At 61.6% G+C, this 16481-nt stretch carries 20 protein-coding genes; 8 read left to right on the forward strand and 12 right to left on the reverse strand.

Features of this window, described 5'->3' with window-relative positions; translation table 11 throughout:
* Nucleotides 1-99: 99 nt before the first annotated feature.
* From ACZ9IU_RS17065 to ACZ9IU_RS17075, 3 genes are read left to right on the forward strand one after another with little or no spacing between them, the layout of a single operon-like run.
* Nucleotides 100-1320 carry an NAD-dependent epimerase/dehydratase family protein gene (locus ACZ9IU_RS17065; protein WP_038544876.1) on the forward strand — a complete coding sequence of 407 codons (1221 nt, stop codon included), beginning with the start codon at nucleotides 100-102 and terminating at the stop codon, nucleotides 1318-1320.
* A gap of 13 nt (nucleotides 1321-1333) precedes the next feature.
* Nucleotides 1334-2146, forward strand: a complete 813-nt coding sequence (locus ACZ9IU_RS17070; protein ID WP_038544879.1) for a glycosyltransferase — start codon at nucleotides 1334-1336, stop codon at nucleotides 2144-2146.
* Complete coding sequence (locus ACZ9IU_RS17075; protein ID WP_038544882.1) at nucleotides 2143-3030, forward strand: NAD-dependent epimerase/dehydratase family protein; 888 nt, start codon at nucleotides 2143-2145, stop codon at nucleotides 3028-3030. Before ACZ9IU_RS17070 ends, ACZ9IU_RS17075 begins: the two co-directional genes overlap by 4 nt.
* Here the strand turns inward: ACZ9IU_RS17075 and ACZ9IU_RS17080 are convergent.
* The 10 genes from ACZ9IU_RS17080 to ruvC form a co-directional block, all read right to left on the reverse strand.
* A complete protein-coding gene (locus ACZ9IU_RS17080; protein ID WP_038544885.1) occupies nucleotides 3014-3379 on the reverse strand; it encodes a hypothetical protein in 366 nt (121 codons plus the stop codon). The two genes, ACZ9IU_RS17075 and ACZ9IU_RS17080, sit on opposite strands and share 17 nt — an antisense overlap.
* 293 nt (nucleotides 3380-3672) lie before the next feature.
* Nucleotides 3673-4185 carry an NUDIX hydrolase gene (locus ACZ9IU_RS17085; RefSeq protein ID WP_038544888.1) on the reverse strand — a complete coding sequence of 171 codons (513 nt, stop codon included), beginning with the start codon at nucleotides 4183-4185 and terminating at the stop codon, nucleotides 3673-3675.
* Between the two features lie 4 nt (nucleotides 4186-4189).
* Nucleotides 4190-5086 (reverse strand): metallophosphoesterase, encoded by an 897-nt coding sequence (locus ACZ9IU_RS17090; protein ID WP_038544891.1) that lies wholly within the window; start codon nucleotides 5084-5086, stop codon nucleotides 4190-4192.
* Nucleotides 5087-6127: a Holliday junction branch migration DNA helicase RuvB gene (ruvB, locus tag ACZ9IU_RS17095; RefSeq protein ID WP_038544892.1), complete on the reverse strand. Its 1041-nt coding sequence runs from the start codon at nucleotides 6125-6127 to the stop codon at nucleotides 5087-5089.
* Nucleotides 6124-6483 carry a type II toxin-antitoxin system VapC family toxin gene (locus tag ACZ9IU_RS17100; RefSeq protein WP_157885162.1) on the reverse strand — a complete coding sequence of 120 codons (360 nt, stop codon included), beginning with the start codon at nucleotides 6481-6483 and terminating at the stop codon, nucleotides 6124-6126. The genes ruvB and ACZ9IU_RS17100 overlap by 4 nt, the downstream gene beginning before the upstream one ends.
* Nucleotides 6446-6781, reverse strand: coding sequence for an AbrB/MazE/SpoVT family DNA-binding domain-containing protein (locus ACZ9IU_RS17105; RefSeq protein WP_080719288.1), 336 nt, complete (start codon nucleotides 6779-6781; stop codon nucleotides 6446-6448). The genes ACZ9IU_RS17100 and ACZ9IU_RS17105 overlap by 38 nt, the downstream gene beginning before the upstream one ends.
* 57 nt (nucleotides 6782-6838) lie before the next feature.
* A complete protein-coding gene (gene ruvA / locus ACZ9IU_RS17110) occupies nucleotides 6839-7456 on the reverse strand; it encodes a Holliday junction branch migration protein RuvA (protein ID WP_038544898.1) in 618 nt (205 codons plus the stop codon).
* 12 nt (nucleotides 7457-7468) lie between these two features.
* Nucleotides 7469-7885, reverse strand: coding sequence for a type II toxin-antitoxin system VapC family toxin (locus ACZ9IU_RS17115; protein WP_038544902.1), 417 nt, complete (start codon nucleotides 7883-7885; stop codon nucleotides 7469-7471).
* Nucleotides 7866-8126, reverse strand: a complete 261-nt coding sequence (locus ACZ9IU_RS17120; RefSeq protein ID WP_038544904.1) for an AbrB/MazE/SpoVT family DNA-binding domain-containing protein — start codon at nucleotides 8124-8126, stop codon at nucleotides 7866-7868. Before ACZ9IU_RS17120 ends, ACZ9IU_RS17115 begins: the two co-directional genes overlap by 20 nt.
* Before the next feature lie 55 nt (nucleotides 8127-8181).
* On the reverse strand, nucleotides 8182-8691 hold the full coding sequence (gene ruvC / locus ACZ9IU_RS17125) for a crossover junction endodeoxyribonuclease RuvC (RefSeq protein WP_038549578.1): 510 nt from the start codon (nucleotides 8689-8691) through the stop codon (nucleotides 8182-8184).
* Nucleotides 8692-8882: 191 nt separating this feature from the next.
* Between ruvC and ACZ9IU_RS17130 the strand changes: the two genes are divergently transcribed.
* The 3 genes from ACZ9IU_RS17130 to ACZ9IU_RS17140 all read left to right on the forward strand — a co-directional run bounded on the left by ACZ9IU_RS17130 (nucleotide 8883) and on the right by ACZ9IU_RS17140 (nucleotide 13112).
* On the forward strand, nucleotides 8883-10295 hold the full coding sequence (locus ACZ9IU_RS17130; protein WP_038544906.1) for a methyl-accepting chemotaxis protein: 1413 nt from the start codon (nucleotides 8883-8885) through the stop codon (nucleotides 10293-10295).
* A 130-nt stretch (nucleotides 10296-10425) separates the two neighbouring features.
* On the forward strand, nucleotides 10426-11433 hold the full coding sequence (locus ACZ9IU_RS17135; protein ID WP_038544909.1) for an LLM class flavin-dependent oxidoreductase: 1008 nt from the start codon (nucleotides 10426-10428) through the stop codon (nucleotides 11431-11433).
* Nucleotides 11434-11519: 86 nt separating this feature from the next.
* A complete protein-coding gene (locus ACZ9IU_RS17140) occupies nucleotides 11520-13112 on the forward strand; it encodes an inorganic phosphate transporter (RefSeq protein ID WP_038549579.1) in 1593 nt (530 codons plus the stop codon).
* A 68-nt stretch (nucleotides 13113-13180) separates the two neighbouring features.
* On the opposite strand, the gene ACZ9IU_RS17145 is transcribed toward ACZ9IU_RS17140, so the two are convergent.
* Nucleotides 13181-13927, reverse strand: coding sequence for a YebC/PmpR family DNA-binding transcriptional regulator (locus ACZ9IU_RS17145; protein ID WP_038544911.1), 747 nt, complete (start codon nucleotides 13925-13927; stop codon nucleotides 13181-13183).
* A 180-nt stretch (nucleotides 13928-14107) separates the two neighbouring features.
* Here ACZ9IU_RS17145 and ACZ9IU_RS17150 point away from each other — a divergent pair, with 180 nt between their 5' ends.
* Nucleotides 14108-14620, forward strand: coding sequence for a pyridoxamine 5'-phosphate oxidase family protein (locus tag ACZ9IU_RS17150; protein WP_038544913.1), 513 nt, complete (start codon nucleotides 14108-14110; stop codon nucleotides 14618-14620).
* A 24-nt stretch (nucleotides 14621-14644) separates the two neighbouring features.
* On the opposite strand, the gene ACZ9IU_RS17155 is transcribed toward ACZ9IU_RS17150, so the two are convergent.
* Nucleotides 14645-15490: an MBL fold metallo-hydrolase gene (locus ACZ9IU_RS17155; RefSeq protein ID WP_038544915.1), complete on the reverse strand. Its 846-nt coding sequence runs from the start codon at nucleotides 15488-15490 to the stop codon at nucleotides 14645-14647.
* Nucleotides 15491-15691: 201 nt separating this feature from the next.
* On the opposite strand from ACZ9IU_RS17155, the gene ACZ9IU_RS17160 reads away from it, so the two are divergent.
* The gene (locus ACZ9IU_RS17160) at nucleotides 15692-16423 is read left to right on the forward strand and encodes a dienelactone hydrolase family protein (RefSeq protein WP_038544917.1); all 732 of its coding nucleotides are present in this window, start codon (nucleotides 15692-15694) and stop codon (nucleotides 16421-16423) included.
* Nucleotides 16424-16481 lie beyond the last annotated feature (58 nt).

Below are 16481 nucleotides of genomic sequence, written 5' to 3' on the forward strand. Positions count from 1 at the left end.
TACTCCACTGGATAAGCGCGCAATGCCGCCCCAGTTTTGACGTGCTGTCACATATCCTCCCTATCAGGAAATAAGTCGAAAACCAGCGGAGAGTAACTCATGAAGATTGCAGTCCTGGGCGGCGACGGCTTCGTCGGCTGGCCGACATCGCTTCACCTGTCGGACGCCGGCCACGAGATCCACATCCTCGACAACCTCTCCCGCCGCTGGATCGATACGGAGCTTGGCGTCCAGTCGCTGACGCCGATGGACAGCATCCAGGAACGCGCCCGAATCTGGCATGCCGAGACCGGACGCCGCATTCATTTCCATCTGATCGACCTCGCCAAGGACTACGAACTCCTGAAGGGCTGGCTTTCAAAAAACCGCCCGGACGCCATCATCCACTTCGCCGAACAGCGGGCCGCGCCCTATTCGATGAAGAGCGACCGGCACAAGAACTACACCGTCAGCAACAATGTAAACGCCACCCATAACCTTTTGAATGCGCTGGTCGAACTCGATCTCGACGCGCATCTCGTGCATCTCGGCACGATGGGCGTCTACGGCTATTCGACGGTCGGCGCCGCCATTCCGGAAGGTTACCTGCCGGTCGGCATCGAAACGGCCGACGGCCGCACCGTTTCCCAGGAGATCCTTTATCCGAGCAATCCCGGCTCGATCTACCACATGACCAAATGCCTCGACCAGCAACTCTTCCAGTTCTACGCGAAGAACGACGGATTGCGGATTACCGACCTGCATCAGGGCATCGTCTGGGGCACCCACACCGAACAGACCCGCCGGCACATGCAATTGATCAATAGATTCGATTATGACGGGGATTACGGGACAGTCTTGAATCGTTTTCTCATCCAGGCGGCGATCGGTTACCCGCTCACCGTCCACGGCACCGGCGGCCAGACCCGCGCCTTCATCCACATCCAGGATTCGGTCCGCTGCATCGAGATCGCCCTGAGCAACCCGCCCGCCCGCAGCAGTCGCGTCGAGATCTTCAACCAGATGACCGAGACCCATCGGGTGCGCGATCTTGCCGAGATGATCTCGAAAATGACCGGTTCGAGGATCGCCTGGCTGCCGAACCCGCGCAAGGAGGCGCCGGAAAACGAACTGGTGGTGAGGAACGAAAAATTCCTCGGCCTCGGCCTCGAACCGACCACGCTCGGCGAAGGACTGCTCGGCGAGATCGTCGACGTCGCGAAGAAATACGCTTATCGCGTTGATAGATCACGCGTTCCCGCCGTCTCCGCCTGGACGAGAGACATTGCTGCGAAGGTGGAACATGACCCGGAGGGTGTACGGCTGAAGTCTGTGTCGTGAGGCACCGAGCCTTATGACCAACGCCTTCGTTACCCTGGTCACCAATGCCGACTATGCCATGGGCGCCACCGCGCTGGCCCGCTCCATCCTCCACACCGGCACTGAGGCCGATGTCGTCGTCCTCCATACCGGCGGCGTCGAACGCTCAGCGCTGGCTCCGCTCGAAGCCCTCGGCTGCCGACTGGTCGAGGTCGAGCATCTGCCCCTCTCCGACGCGTTCAACGAGCGGCATGCGCGCAAAAACCTGCATGGCGCCGCGCCATTCACCAAGGGCCGCAAACCGGATTTTCACACGCCGCTAGACAATTTCTGCAAGCTTCGGCTCTGGCAACTCACCGACTACAAAACCTGCGTCTTCATCGATGCCGACGCGCTGGCGCTGAAGCCGATCGACAAGCTGTTTGCCTATCCGGAATTCTCGGCCGCCCCGAACGTCTACGAAAACCTCTCCGACTTCCACCGCCTGAACTCCGGCGTCTTCGTCGCCAAACCGTCTGCCGAGACATTTAACAGGATGCTCGCGACGCTCGACCAGCCGGACGCCTTCTGGCGGCGCACCGACCAGACGTTTCTGGAAACCTTCTTCCCGGATTGGCACGGCCTGCCGGTCTTCATGAACATGCTGCAATATGTCTGGTTCAACATGCCCGACCTCTGGAACTGGGAAAGCATCGGCGTGCTGCATTACCAGTATGAGAAGCCGTGGGAGAAGGATCATCCGAAGGCCGACCGGCTGCGGCCGCTGATCGACCTCTGGCAGGCGTTTTACGAGGACCGCGAAATCCCCGCCCCCTCCAACCTGCCGAAACCGGGAGAAACGCCATGAAGGTGCTGATATCGGGCGGAACGGGCCTGGTCGGCCGCTACATCGTCGAAGGTCTGCTTGATGCCGGCTATCCGGTCATTGTCGGAGGGCGCAATCCGCCAGCGCCCGGCTTCTTTTCCAAACCCGTCGAGTTCGTGCCCCTTTCGCTCGATCCCGCCCTCGACCAGATCGACGCCTTCGACGAGGCCTATTTCTTTGTCCATGCCGCCTTCGACCATTTGCCGGGAAAATATCGCGGCGGCGAAGGTGATGATTCCAACCGCTTTCGCCGCCTCAACCTCGATGGCACCGTCAAGCTGTTCGAGACCGCCAGGAAGGCCGGCACCCGCCGGGCGGTCTTCCTGTCGAGCAGGGCCGTCTATGACGGGCAACCGGCCGGAACGCTGCTTGACGAAGATCTCGCTTTGAAGCCCGACAGCCTCTACGGCGAGATCAAACTCTGGACCGAGGGAGCACTGGCAGAACTTTCGGCCCCCGGTTTTGCCACCTCGTCTCTCCGGCTCACCGGCGTCTACGGCAATCTGCGCCCCAACAAATGGGACGCGCTCTTTGCGGATTACCTGGCCGGCCGGCCAGTTCCGTCGCGTGCGGGAACGGAGATCCACGGCAGCGATGTCGCCGCCGCCGTTCGCCTCATGCTGGAAATAGAAACCGGTAAGATCGCCGGCCACGCCTTTAACGCATCGGATGTTCTGACCGATACGCGCGAAATCCTGGGCCACCTGCCGGGGTCCCACCACAACCTGCCGCCGCCGGCGGATCGCAGTGCCATCAACGTCATGTCGACGGACAAACTGAAGGCGCTGGGCTGGCAGCCGGGCGGGGCGCCGCTGTTGCGGCAGACGGTCGCGGATCTTGCAGCCGCTCTCAATGCGACTGCGTGAAGCGCCGCATCTTTGCGTCGTTCTTTGCCTTTTCGATCGCCTTCTTGTGCTCCTCTGCCCATTTTTGGCCGGCGTCGCCGCCCCAGAGCAGCCAGGCTATGTAACCGGTGGACGGATTGTCGTCGTCGCCGAAATTCTCGGCCCGCTTGTCCGCCTTGTGGCGGGAGAAGTAGCTCACCATCCGCCGCACCGTCTTTTCCGAGATCGATTTGCGGTTCTTGAGGTCGCGGGCTCGCGCTACCCCAACCATCGTGCCGCCGCGGCGGTACTGGGAGCGGAGCTTCAAGCCTTTTTCGGCGGCCTGCGCCACTTCGGCGGGCGGGATGTGATCCGGGATTTCGCTATCCATGGGTCTTCCTCAACTCGGACTGACTCTGGGGAACGCGGATGAGGAACGCGGGCTCATCGGCATCCGCCTTGCGCTTGATCGTCTTGCCCTTGGCCTCGGCACCCCCCAAGTCCGTCCGACCTTGTTTCCGATCTCGATCTTCCGCATGACGTTCTCCTTTCGCAGGAGAAACGGAAAGCAATGCGCAGATGTTCCAGCCGGCACGCCAGGGCGGCTCAGGCGTCAGTTGGCACGACAGCCGACGATCCACGGCCGAGGCCTTTCAAACCCGCTGGAATGCCCAAAAGGCCGAACTAGGATCTCAGATCCAGATCGCCGTCGCGCCAGACGAGGTGGCGCGGACTGGCCGGTAGGTTCTCGATCTCCTCGGCGATGAAATACGGCGGGATGTCGAGTGCCCGGAGAGCCTCGGTTGTCGCCGGTACCCATTTGAATTCCAGATCGTGTTCGTCCTTGATCCGATGGACGATGTCCGTCGGATGAAACGGAAACGTCTCCGGGATATCCATCAGGTAATAATAACCGAGCTCGTGCCAGTCGCGGTCTTCGTAGTGGAAGAAATTCTCGACCGACCAGAGCAGCCGGCGAACGCTCACCTCGACGCCGATCTCCTCGACCATCTCGCGTCTCAGCGTCTCTTCCGAGGTCTCGCCGATCTCGGCCCGCCCACCGGGAAACGTCCAGAATGCCTCGTCCACGGCGCGATGTACCAGCACATGACCGTCCCGGAACCCGAGCCCGGCGATCCGCATCTGAAAGATGCGCTTGCTCTTTGTCTTGATGCGGATGCGAGTGCGGCCTGCCATGCGATTATCCCAGATCGATCACGTTGATTTCGGGCGGCGCGCCGAAGCGGACGGGCAGGCCGGAACAGCCGAGTCCGCCCGATATGATGATATTGCGGCCGCTCTCCTGCACATGCCCGTAGAGATAACGACTGCCGTAGCGGGAAGGAACGATCGGGGCCCAGCCGAACAGCCGCACCTGCCCGCCATGCATGTGACCGGAGAGGGTGAGCGATATGCGATCTGGCACGGTTGGAAAGATGTCCGGCTCATGCGCCATCAGGATGACCGGGGCATCATCGGTTATCTGTGCCAACGTGGCCGGAAGGTCATCCTTGCCGCGCGTCCAATGGCGGGTTTTCTCGTCCGGAAGAAGGGCGATCTGGTCTTCGATGCCGGCCAGCCAGAAAGGCCTGCCATCCTTCTCGAACCGCGCCGCCCGATTGCTGTAGACGGGAATGCCCGCCGCCTCCAGCGCCCTGCGCCCGAACGGGACGCCCTCGCCGCTCGCCTGAACCTCGCTGTCCTGCCACCAGTCGTGATTACCGAGGATGGCATGGGTCCCGAGCGGCGCCTTCAGGCTCGAAAGCGCCCCGGCCCAGGCATCCGGCGGCACATGATCGGTGATGAAGCGCATGCCGGAAACATAATCGCCGAGCAGCAGAATGACGTCCGGTTCAAGCGCATTGGCGGCTTCGCAGATCGAGGCGATCCTCTCGACGGGCATCCAGGGCTTGCAGGCATGGAAATCCGCAAGCGCAACGATCCGAAGCTTCAGCCCCGGCGTCCAGCCAGGCGGCGTCAGCGCATTCCGAGCGACCCTCAGCCGCACCAGCGGCTCGGCCACCGCATAGCCGGCCAGCGCCAGAAACGCCGCAACACCGCCCGTAAGAGACGTCAGGAACCCGCGGCGGGAAATCAATCAATCATCCTCGGTGAACATCCGGAACTGCGCCGCCTCGAGATCCTTGGGCGGCTGAAGTCCGAGATGTTTCCACGCATTTGCGGTCAAAACGCGGCCCCGCGGCGTGCGCTGGATGAAACCCTGCTGGATCATGTAGGGTTCGATGATGTCCTCGATCGCATCGCGTGGTTCCGACAGGCCGGCGGCGATCGTCTCGATGCCGACCGGCCCGCCACCGAAATTGACGGCGATCATGTTGAGGTACCTTTTGTCGAGTTGATCGAGGCCCATGTTATCGACCAGAAGGCGGGTCAGAGCTTCGTCGGCGATCTCCTTCGTCACCGCCTCGGCCCTCGCCACTTCGGCGAAATCGCGCACCCGGCGCAAGAGCCGCCCGGCGATGCGCGGCGTGCCACGGGCCCGCCTTGCGATCTCGCGGGCGCCTGCATCGGTCATCGAAAGGCTCATCAGCCGCGCACCGCGCCGGACGATCAATTCCAGCTCATCAACCGTATAGAAAGACAACCGGATGGGAATGCCGAACCGGTCGCGCAGCGGCGTGGTGAGCAGACCGGCCCGGGTGGTGGCGGCAACCAGTGTGAACTTCGAAAGGTCGATCTTCACCGATCGCGCCGACGGACCTTCACCGATGATCAGGTCGAGCTGGAAATCCTCCATCGCCGGATAGAGGATTTCCTCGACTGCCGGGTTAAGCCGGTGGATTTCGTCGATAAAGAGCACGTCCCGCTCTTCGAGATTGGTGAGCAGGGCCGCAAGATCGCCAGCCTTGGCGATGACCGGGCCGGATGTCGAGCGGAAATTGACGCCGAGTTCCTTCGCCATGATCTGCGCCAGCGTCGTCTTGCCGAGGCCCGGCGGACCGACGAACAGCACGTGATCCAGCGCCTCGCCACGGTTCTTCGCCGCCTCGATGAAGACCTTCAGGTTGGCGCGCGCCTCCGCCTGGCCGGTGAACTCGTCCAGCGACTGAGGGCGCAGCGTCGTATCCAGGTCTTCGCCCCGCTTTTCCGGCGTTATCAGGCGGGCGGGTTCACTCATGCGAGAAGTTCCATTCCGGGTACATATCGTGCAGCAGTTTTGTCGAAAGTCACCGTTTTTGAACAGCCAATTCTTTTTGCGAGCTCAGCGATCAAATAGTCTGCGACGTCGAACTTGCCGAAGCCATCGGCCAAAAACATGGTCTCTATGAAATCCGAATCCTCAAAGACGAGCTCTCGGCTTTCCAATAGTCCTCGAAACACGGACGCAATCTCTTGGTTCTTATAGCCGTAACTTTTCCGCATGACCCAACATGCTTCGGTGAAAACGAAGAGCGAGATATAAGCCGGATTTTCTGCCGATCTTGAACGAAAGAACTCAACTGCGCTTTCGTACTGTTTCGGGTCGTCCGTCATCAGAAACCGGAGGAGTACGTTCGTATCGATGCCAATCACGCATGATCCTCCGATCATCATCTGCCGCCGCTTGCGCCGCGGCGTCGTTCATTTCTTCGACGGTCAAGTGGACGCCGTTGGGAGCATGGCCGAGAATACCCGCAAACTCCATGACGCTCCGCGTCTTGGCCCTTAATTTGACTTCACCATTTTCAATGATGAAGTCTATTTGATCACCGGGACTAAGATTGAGATATTTCCTGATTTCTATTGGAATTGTCGTCTGACCTTTAGAGGTCAATTTTGCGCCGTAGCCCATGAGCACCTCCATTCCTTACATTTTTATCTTAGTAAGGATTCTGGAAAAAGCAAGGAATCACCGGGCCAGTTCCTTCAGCCCCAGCCGTATAAGTCTGGCGCTGTCGCCCCCCTCGCCGCCGTTCTTGAGCGCTGCTGCAACCGCATTCGCGGCCTGGTCGCGCGAATAACCGAGATTGGTGAGCGCCGAGACCGCATCGGCGACCGGCGCTGCGGCAACACCCTCGCCAAGCTCCTGCTTGAGGCCGATATTGCCCGAAGCCTCGCCGGCAAAGGCGGGCGCCTTGTTCTTGAGTTCGGTCACGATCCGCACCGCGACCTTCGGCCCCACGCCGGGCGCACGCGAGACTGTCGTCTTGTCCTGAAGGGCAATGGCGTTGGCGAGCTCGGACGGCGTCAGGGTCGAGAGCACCGCGAGCGCCACCTTGGCGCCGACGCCTTGCACGCTCTGCAGCAGGTTGAACCATTCCCGCTCCAGCGCGCTCAGGAAGCCGAAAAGCTTGAACTGATCCTCACGGACATAGGTCTCGATGAACAGCACTACCGCTTCGCCGACCGAGCCCATCTTCGACAGCACCCGCGACGAGCAGAAGACCTCGTAACAGACGCCATGAACGTCGACGAGCACATAGTCGTCGCCGATCTCGTCGATAGTGCCTTTGAGCTTGCCGATCATGAAAGATGTCCGTCAGGGATGGGTTTCGGGGGAGATGATGTCGAGCAAGGGAAAATAAGCGCGGTAACGGGCTGGGTCACGGGTCAGGAGACGATGGGAGCGGACCGCGGCATGGGCGCCGATCAGGAAATCCGGCAGGGTTCGCTCGCGAAGTCCGCCGGACCTGCGGTAAGAAAAATGCGCCTTACCCGCCTGGAACGCCGCATCATAAGACAGGATCTCGCGCTTCATACCGAGCCAGCCGAATGCCAGGGTGATCTCGAGTTCACTCAGCGGCGATGCCGACAGTTCCGACCAGATGACCGGATTGAGGATAAGTTCCCCCTCTTCCGCGCATCGTTTCAATGCACCGAGTGACCACATTCGCGCCGGAGTGGCAGGCCCCAGCATATCGATCAGCACATTCGTATCAACGACGGTCGAGGTCATCGCGCGGTCCCCGAAGCCAATCGATATACTCATCGGTCGTCATGCCGCCGAGATCCCAGGTGCCTTTGACGCTGTCCGCCCATTCTTCGAAGCTCTTGTAGTCCTGCTTGCTGTCGTCGAGCCTGACAAGCCTCACGCCGTCATCAGACACGACAAAATCCACCTCCGAACCCGGTCTGATCTTCAATCGGTCGCGGATTTCCTTGGGGATCGTAACCTGGCCTTTTTCGGTGACACGCATGGTAATACCTCTCAGGTATTACTTATCCGCCGGACCAGAACAAGTCAAGAACAAACTAGCCGGCGAGTGCGGCGCGCATGCGCTGGCCGCCGCGGTTGTGGGCGTGGCAGATGGCGATTGCCAGCGCATCCGCGGCGTCATTGCCCTTGAACTCCGCCTTCGGCATCAGGATTTTCAGCATCATGTGGATCTGCTGCTTTTCGCCGTGGCCGACACCGATGACCGACTTCTTGACCGCGTTCGGCGCATATTCGGCGACCGGAAGCCCGGCCCGTGCCGGCACCAGCATGACGACGCCCCTCGCCTGGCCGAGCTTCAGCGTGGCGACCGCATCCTTGTTGACGAAGGTCTGCTCGACGGCCGCCTCGTGCGGCTGGTAGGCATGCACCACCTCCGCCAGCCCGTCGTGCAACTGGCAGAGACGGGAGGCGAGGTCCAGGTCGCCGTCGGAGGTCACGGTGCCCGAGGCGACGAATTTCAGGCTGTTGCCGAGCGTCTCGATAATGCCCCAGCCGGTGCGTCGAAGCCCCGGGTCGATGCCGATGATGCGAATCGTGCCTGTCATGCCCATACCCTATCCTGATGCCCCTACCAGTGCCATGAGAATGTGAACAAACCGAAAACACGAATGGAGCGCCGTTTACCTTCCGGTAACCATGGCGGAAAGGTTTGCCCCCTTTCGGGTCGCCGATCGGCAACGCCCCGGCGCCTCGCGCGTTGCAAATCGCGGCTTGAACGCAATGTGAGGAGGCAGCCATGATAGGCAAACACCATTCCCTTTCCGTCAAGGTGATCGGGCTTGTGCTGGCGCAGAATGGGATTCTCGCCGGGCTCCTCTTTTATGTCGCCGACGGACTGACGCCTTTCGAGATGCTGGACATCGCCGCGTCGCTGATAACGCTGACCCTCGTCACCATCTCGCTTGCCGGCGCGCTCATCAATCCGTTGCGGACAATCGCGGGAACCGTCTCGGAGATCGCCGCCGGCAAGACGGCGGTGCCACGCGAGCATCTGGCCCGCACAGATGAAATCGGATCCATCTCACGGGCGCTGGAGCGGCTCTGCCGCGACCATCTCACCCGCCTTGTCGAAGACGAAGAAGAGCGTGAGCGGCAGGAGACGGCTGCGGCTGAAACCCGCATGCGCGACCTCGAGGCCGCCGGAGACGAGGCACACGATCTGAAGACCGTGGTGGAAGCGCTCGACGGCGGCCTGCGGCGCCTAGCGGTCGGCGATCTTACGGTCCGGATAGATATGCCGTTCCCCGAAAGATACGAGGGCCTGCGCGCCGATTTCAACCACGCCCTGACAATCCTGGAAGACGTGCTCGGAATGATCGGCGGCGGCGCCCACGACCTTCATACGGACTGCGCCGAGGCCCGCGCCGACATGGCGGCAACGGCCGAGGCCGGTGGCCGACTGACGGCAGCCATCGCCAAGACCGCCGCGGATGTCGGTGCGCTTGCCGAAACGCTCAAGGTGAGAAAGCTGCAGGCGCAGCACGCGGCCGACATCGCCCACAATGCGCGGCTCGACTTGCGCCCGCCGAAGGAGATGATGCAAGCGGCAACGGTGGCGATGGAAGCAATCCGCAAGGCATCGCTCAAGATCGAGCCCGCCGCAGCCAACATCCGGGACATCGCCTTCCAGGCCAATATGCTCGCCCTCAATGCCAGCATAGAAGCAGCCCAATCCGAAGAGGCCGAGGTCGACTTCAAGACCGTGGCCGAGGAAATCCGCGGACTTGCAGAGCGCGCCGTCGAGGCCGCCAAGGAGATCTCCGGCCTGTCGCGCAAGTCGGCGGAAGCGGCCGAACTCGGCGGCAAGTCCGTCGAGAAGGCCGGTGGAGAGCTGGATGCGATGACGATCTATGCGGACGCCGTTGATCGCCACGTGGCGGCGCTTGCGGCAAGCTCCGGCAAGGAGATCGAAGCGATCGCAGCCGTCAGGACTACGATGACGACGCTTGCCAAGGCGAGCCGAGACCAGATAGGGGCGCTCGATGCGTTGACGGCGAAGCTCGGCCGCATGAACCACGAGATCGGTACGATCGACCACCATGCGGGACGTTTCACGCCCGTCACCATCCTCAACGCGGGAGGGGTGACTGTACCGGAAAGCCTCAAACCCGCAAAACCCGGTTCGCACCTGCGGCTGGTCAAATCCTGATGTCGGAGGGGTCGTCCGTCACGCCCCTTTCGACCGGCGCTTTTCTGTCAACCTCGGGGTCGTATTTCTGGACGCGACTGCCTAGATAAGTGGAACACTCTGTCAGTTATACCGCCTCCAGGACGTGCCGATGATCCCCTTTTCCATTCTCGATCTTTCACCCGTCGGTGAAGGTTATTCCGTGAGCGATGCGCTCGACCAGTCCCGCCGCCTGGCAATCAAGGCCGAGGAGCAGGGTTACAAACGCGTCTGGCTCGCCGAACATCACGGCATGCCGGGTATTGCCAGCGCCGCAACCGCGATTGTCATCGGCCATGTTGGTGCGGCGACCAAGACCATCCGCGTCGGCTCCGGTGGGATCATGCTGCCCAACCATTCGCCGCTCGTCATCGCCGAACAGTTCGGCACGCTGGAAGCGCTGCTTCCGGGCCGCGTCGATCTCGGTCTCGGCCGGGCGCCGGGAACCGACATGCGCACCGCAAGCGCGCTCCGCCGCAATCTCGATGCCGGCGCCGAAAGTTTCCCGCATGACATCCTCGAGCTGCAGCGCCTGCTCGGTACGCCGGAAAAGGACCAGGGCCTGCTTGCCGTGCCGGGCATGGATGCGCACGTGCCGATCTGGCTGCTCGGATCGAGCATTTACAGTGCCCATCTCGCGGCCGCCCTCGGCCTGCCCTATGCGTTTGCCTCGCATTTTGCGCCCGACATGCTGATGGAAGCGATCTCGATCTACCGCGACCGTTTTAAGCCGTCGCTCCAACTCGATAAACCCTACATGATGGTCGGCGTCATGGGCGTCGCGGCGGAAACGGATGCCGAAGCGGAGCGCGCCTTCACCTCGTCGCAGCAGCAGTTCGTCAACCTGCGCAAGAACGTCCGCACCCGCTTCCCGAAACCGCTCGATAGCATGGAAGGTTTCTGGACGCCGATGGAAAAGATGAACGTCGAGCACACGCTGCGTTACGCGGCGGTCGGCTCGGTTGCGACGGTCGAGGCAAAGCTCAGGGATTTCCTGCGGGAAACCGGCGCCGACGAACTGATCATCTCGATGCCGATCCACGATGTCGACGCACGACTGCGCTCGGTCGAGTTGTTCGCGACGTTGCCGATGATGGAGAAGCAGCCCATCCCCGCCTAGGAAGCGGGCGTCACAAGAGGTTCACCGACCAGAGTTAGCTTTTGTTAATCCTGGCAAACGCGGAGTACCGAAACGTGACAGACGCCATCGCTTCCAAACCCAGTGTTTCTGCGTCCTACCACCCTCTGGAAAACCCGAGTTCACTCGGAAAATGGTTCATTCCCCTGTTCGGCGTCGTGCTGATCGGCGGCCTGGGTTATGTCGGGTACGCGCTGGCGAACGACCTTTCGGTCGCCAGTTCGGTTCCTTGGGCGCTGCTCGGCCTTGCGCTTTTGATCGCGCTCGGCTTCGAGTTCGTCAACGGCTTCCACGATACCGCCAATGCCGTGGCAACCGTCATCTACACCCGCTCCATGCCGGCGGAACTGGCAGTCGTCTGGTCGGGCTTCTTCAATTTCCTCGGCGTGCTGCTCTCGAGTGGCGCGGTCGCCTTCGGGATCCTGGCGCTGCTGCCGGTGGAACTGATCCTGCAGGTCGGCTCCGGCTCCGGCCTCGCCATGGTCTTCGCGCTCCTCATCGCCGCTATCATCTGGAACCTCGGCACCTGGTATCTCGGCCTGCCCTCCTCCAGCTCGCATACGCTGATCGGCTCAATCATCGGCGTCGGCCTGGCGAACCAGTTCCTGGCGCCGCAGGGCACCGCCACCAGCGGCGTCGACTGGTCGCAGGCGAGCAATATCGGCCTGTCGCTGCTGATCTCTCCCCTGATCGGCTTTGGGCTTGCGGCGATCCTGCTTCTCGTCATGAAAGTGCTCGTCCGCAACAAGGCGCTTTACGAAGAGCCGAAGGGCAACAAGCCGCCACCCTTGTGGATCCGGAGCCTGCTGATCTTCACCTGCACCGGCGTCAGCTTCGCGCACGGCTCCAACGACGGCCAAAAGGGCATGGGCCTGATCATGCTCATCCTGATCGGCCTTGTGCCGACCGCCTTTGCGCTCAACCGTACCCCCGATGCGCAATATCTGCATGCCTACGAGCAGGCCTCCACGAATGTCGAGACGGCGCTGCAGAAATACGTCAAGCCGGGGGTCACAGTCGCCGACGCCCGGGCGGAAGTCGCCAATGCGGTCAAGAACAAGACCTGGAACGACACGACGACGCTGGCGCTGCAGCGGTTCATCCACGCATCAAGCGAGCAGATCTCGAAATTCCCGACGCTCGAAGCGGTACCGACCTCGCTGGTCGGCAACATCCGCAACGACGTCTACCTGATCGGCGAGGCGCTGAAGCTGATCGACAAGAACAAGCTGCTGCCGATGCAGGGCACCGACCTCGACGCCGTCAAGGCCTACCATCAGGCCGTCGACAACGCCACGAAGTTCATCCCGCTCTGGGTCAAGGTCGCCGTCGCGCTGGCGCTTGGCCTCGGCACCATGGTCGGCTGGAAACGCATCGTCGTGACGGTCGGCGAGAAGATCGGCAAGACCCACCTGACCTATGGCCAGGGTGCTTCGGCGGAAGTCGTCGCGATGGTGACGATTGGTGCTGCCGACCATCTCGGCCTGCCGGTCTCCACCACCCATGTGCTCTCGTCGGGCGTGGCGGGCACCATGGCGGCGAACGGGTCGGGACTGCAGTGGTCGACGGTGCGCAACATGTTGCTCGCCTGGGTGCTGACGCTGCCGGCCTCGATCGCTATCGCGTTCGTACTCTACGTGGCCCTGCGCCAGATCTTCTGAGCGTGAGCCCTGAAATGCAAACGGCACCCCGATCGGGTGCCGTTTTTGTATCGAGATCGGCTCTAAATTCAGGCCGAAAGCTTGGCCATGACTTCTTCGGAAACCTCGAAATTCGAATAGACGCTCTGCACGTCGTCGTCGTCTTCCAGGTTGTCGATGAGCTTCAGCAGCGACTGCGCCTTCTCCTCGTCCACCTCGATCGTGTTCTGCGGCCGCCAGATCACCTTGACGGTCTGGGCCTCGCCGAGCGTCGCTTCGAGCGCCTTGGACACTTCGCCGAGGCTTTCGAACGCGCAGATGATCGTGTGGCCGTCCTCGTCGGTGGTCACGTCGTCGGCACCAGCCTCGATCGCCGCTTCCATCACCTTGTCCGCATCGCCGACGCTCGCCTTGTAGGTGATTTCGCCGACATGGTCGAAGGAGAAGGAAACCGAGCCGGTTTCGCCGAGTACACCGCCAGCCTTGGTGAAGGTCGAGCGGACGTTGGAGGCCGTGCGGTTGCGGTTGTCGGTCAGCGCCTCGACGATAACGGCGGTGCCGCCCGGGCCGTAACCCTCGTAACGGACGGAATCGTAGTTCTCTCCGTCGGAACCGGCAGCCTTCTTGATCGCCCGGTCGATATTGTCCTTGGGCATCGACTGCGCCTTGGCGTTCTGGATCGCCAGGCGAAGCGCCGCGTTCATGGTCGGATCAGGCAGACCCGTCTTGGCGGCAACGGTGATTTCGCGCGCAAGCTTGGAAAACATCTTCGACCGGATCGAATCCTGCTTGCCCTTGCGGTGCATGATGTTTTTGAACTGTGAATGGCCAGCCATGGCACCCCTGACACTTTAACTTGTTCTGGAATGGCGCCTTATAATTTCGAAGCCGGAGCCATTCAAGGGCATTTCCTGGGTAAGGCGAGGCTTTTCCTGATGCCGCCCCGCCGAAACAAGCAGGAACAAAGCCAAAGCCTTGCTGTTTGTTCACGCAGACGAACAACAAGGAGACAATCGATGGCAAGCCTTACCGAAGCCCGCGAAGCGCCCGAACGCCAGCTCTGGGACGAGATCAACAACATCCATGCCGGCATGCTCGGCATCGAGGGCTCGCATATGCACTTCCAGCCGATGGCGCCGAATGCCGATCCGAAATCGAGCACGATCTGGTTCTTCACCAAGAGTGATACGGACCTTGTACGCGCCATCCGCGCCGGCAGCCGCGCGCATTTCTGCGTCGTCGGCAAGAACCACGACTACCACGCCTGCCTTTCCGGCACGCTGGAGATCCGTAACGACCGCGCCAAGATCGACGAATACTGGAGCGCCGTGACCTCGGCCTGGTACGAGCGCGGCAAGGAAGACCCGCTACTGACCCTGCTTGCCTTCAAGGTCGACGATGCGGAAATCTGGGCCTCCACCGACAGTACGCTGAAATTCGGCTGGGAAATCGCCAAGGCCAATCTGAAGGACGAGAAGATGCCGGATGTCGGCGTCAAGCAGCACCTCGCCTTCCCGCAGTTCCACTGAACGAGAATAAGGCCGCTGGGCTGATCAGAGCCCCTGCGGCACCAGTATCGTCGGCTTTTTCGGCAGGCTGCGCATCGACACCCGGATCGTCGGTTCCTTGGCATAGGCGATGTCGAACTTGGCGTCGAACATGGCAATGAAATTGTCGAGCGGCGGCCCCCAGCGGTGCATCGGCAGGATGAGCGAAGACCGCAGCCGCTGCACGACCCGGCTCATGCTGTCCGCGCCCATCGTCAGGCCGCCGTCGACCGGAACCATCAGGATGTCGAGCCGGCCGATCTCGGTATACTGGGCCTCGTTCAGCTCGAAATGCAGGTGACCGAGATGGCCGATGCAGAGACCGGCGACCTCGAAGATGAAGATCGAATTGCCGTTTTCCTCGATGCCGCCGCCCCAGTTGCGGATATCCGACATGACATTGCGGATGTAGACATCCCCGACCATCAGGCGATGCTGGACCTTCTCGCCCGGCACATCGCTCCAGCCGTGCAGCACATGCTTGATCCCGGGATCGGGGCTCAGCGTAAAATGCGTGGAATGCGCCTTGTTCATCGTTGCCACGTCCGGCAGCCGCGAGGGGCGATAGGCGCCGCTATAGTCGGTGGCGATGCCGACCCCCTCGGGCGTTTCGATGAAATAGGTGGAATGGCCGACAAAGGTGATCTTCACCTCTTCCCTGTCGGCCAGCGCCAAATTCTTTTTCGCCTGGGCGAACTGCAAGCCGGATGGGCTGAAGCTCGCAAATGTGACACCGGGCAGCTTCTGGGCGATCGCCTGGCACTGGCTGACAGGCAGGCCATCCTGTGCCAGCGCGGCGAAGGCTGACAGAAGCAGGCTGGAAAGACCGAGTGCGAGAGCCCGTAGCATCATGCTGATCCCAAAGAACTGCGTTCATGCTCATTCCCGGCGAAAACATGCGGCAATGCGAAAGGCCGGTCCAGCCGCAATCGCCAGGGCCGGCCTCACAATTCTGTCATTGGTGGAGGTCATGGAGTTGATTATTGAAAAGCCGCCGCAGCGCGCCGACATAAGCTCGCCAGCATCCGATCGGAAGAGCAAGAGGGTATTTTCATGAAGCATGACATTGCGATCAAGACGAAGGACGGCACGGCCAAAGCCGCCGTTATCAAGCCTGCAGACGGTGCTGCAACCGACAAGAGCGTCATCCTCTACATGGATGCGTTCGGCCCGCGCGAGGCGCTCTACTGGATGGGCCAGCGCATCGCAGATGCCGGTTATACCGTGCTCGTTCCGGACCTATTCTACCGCTCGGGAACCTACGGCCCGTTCGATGCGAAGACCGCCTTCAGCGAAGAAGCCACCAGAGCGCAGCTGATGGGCCTGATGCGCGCCACGCCCCAGCCACTCACCGCCGAGGATGGTGAAGCCTTCATCGAAGCGTTGACCTCCGAAGGCGCCACCGGCGCGATCGGCGCCGTGGGTTATTGCATGGGCGGCGGCCGGGCGATCACCGCCGCGGCCTACTATCCGGAACGCATCAAGGCAGCCGCCAGCTTCCATGGCGGCAATCTCGCAAGCGACGCCGAAGACAGCCCGCACAGGCTGGCGGACCGCCTCAAGGCGCGCGTTTATGTCGGCGTCGCCGGCATCGACAACAGCTTTCCGCCGGAACAGTCGGCCCGGCTCGCCGAAGCATTTCGCACCGGCGGCGTCGACCATATCGTCGAGAACTATGTCGGCATGGCGCATGGCTGGACGGTGCCGGACCACAGCATCTACGACAAGGACGGTTCCGAGCGCCACTTCAAGCGCCTGCTGACGCTGTTCGAAGAGACCCTCTGAAACGACCCCTCCGAAACGACAAAGGGGCGGCTTCGGGCCGCCCCTGATCTCATTGAAA

It is taken from the genome of Mesorhizobium sp. USDA 4132 (assembly GCF_056279545.1).

Coding starts and splice junctions, on each gene's coding strand:
- ACZ9IU_RS17080 (WP_038544885.1), bottom strand. CDS start 3,379: ATGGATAGCGAAATCCCGGATCACATCCCGCCCGCCGAAGTGGCGCAG.
- ACZ9IU_RS17065 (WP_038544876.1), top strand. CDS start 100: ATGAAGATTGCAGTCCTGGGCGGCGACGGCTTCGTCGGCTGGCCGACA.
- ACZ9IU_RS17105 (WP_080719288.1), bottom strand. CDS start 6,781: ATGGGCTACGGCGCAAAATTGACCTCTAAAGGTCAGACGACAATTCCA.
- ACZ9IU_RS17120 (WP_038544904.1), bottom strand. CDS start 8,126: ATGCGTGTCACCGAAAAAGGCCAGGTTACGATCCCCAAGGAAATCCGC.
- ACZ9IU_RS17070 (WP_038544879.1), top strand. CDS start 1,334: ATGACCAACGCCTTCGTTACCCTGGTCACCAATGCCGACTATGCCATG.
- ACZ9IU_RS17100 (WP_157885162.1), bottom strand. CDS start 6,483: ATGACGGACGACCCGAAACAGTACGAAAGCGCAGTTGAGTTCTTTCGT.
- ACZ9IU_RS17075 (WP_038544882.1), top strand. CDS start 2,143: ATGAAGGTGCTGATATCGGGCGGAACGGGCCTGGTCGGCCGCTACATC.
- ruvB (WP_038544892.1), bottom strand. CDS start 6,127: ATGAGTGAACCCGCCCGCCTGATAACGCCGGAAAAGCGGGGCGAAGAC.
- ACZ9IU_RS17155 (WP_038544915.1), bottom strand. CDS start 15,490: ATGATGCTACGGGCTCTCGCACTCGGTCTTTCCAGCCTGCTTCTGTCA.
- ruvC (WP_038549578.1), bottom strand. CDS start 8,691: ATGACAGGCACGATTCGCATCATCGGCATCGACCCGGGGCTTCGACGC.
- ACZ9IU_RS17145 (WP_038544911.1), bottom strand. CDS start 13,927: ATGGCTGGCCATTCACAGTTCAAAAACATCATGCACCGCAAGGGCAAG.
- ACZ9IU_RS17135 (WP_038544909.1), top strand. CDS start 10,426: ATGATCCCCTTTTCCATTCTCGATCTTTCACCCGTCGGTGAAGGTTAT.
- ruvA (WP_038544898.1), bottom strand. CDS start 7,456: ATGATCGGCAAGCTCAAAGGCACTATCGACGAGATCGGCGACGACTAT.
- ACZ9IU_RS17160 (WP_038544917.1), top strand. CDS start 15,692: ATGAAGCATGACATTGCGATCAAGACGAAGGACGGCACGGCCAAAGCC.
- ACZ9IU_RS17130 (WP_038544906.1), top strand. CDS start 8,883: ATGATAGGCAAACACCATTCCCTTTCCGTCAAGGTGATCGGGCTTGTG.
- ACZ9IU_RS17085 (WP_038544888.1), bottom strand. CDS start 4,185: ATGGCAGGCCGCACTCGCATCCGCATCAAGACAAAGAGCAAGCGCATC.
- ACZ9IU_RS17115 (WP_038544902.1), bottom strand. CDS start 7,885: ATGACCTCGACCGTCGTTGATACGAATGTGCTGATCGATATGCTGGGG.
- ACZ9IU_RS17150 (WP_038544913.1), top strand. CDS start 14,108: ATGGCAAGCCTTACCGAAGCCCGCGAAGCGCCCGAACGCCAGCTCTGG.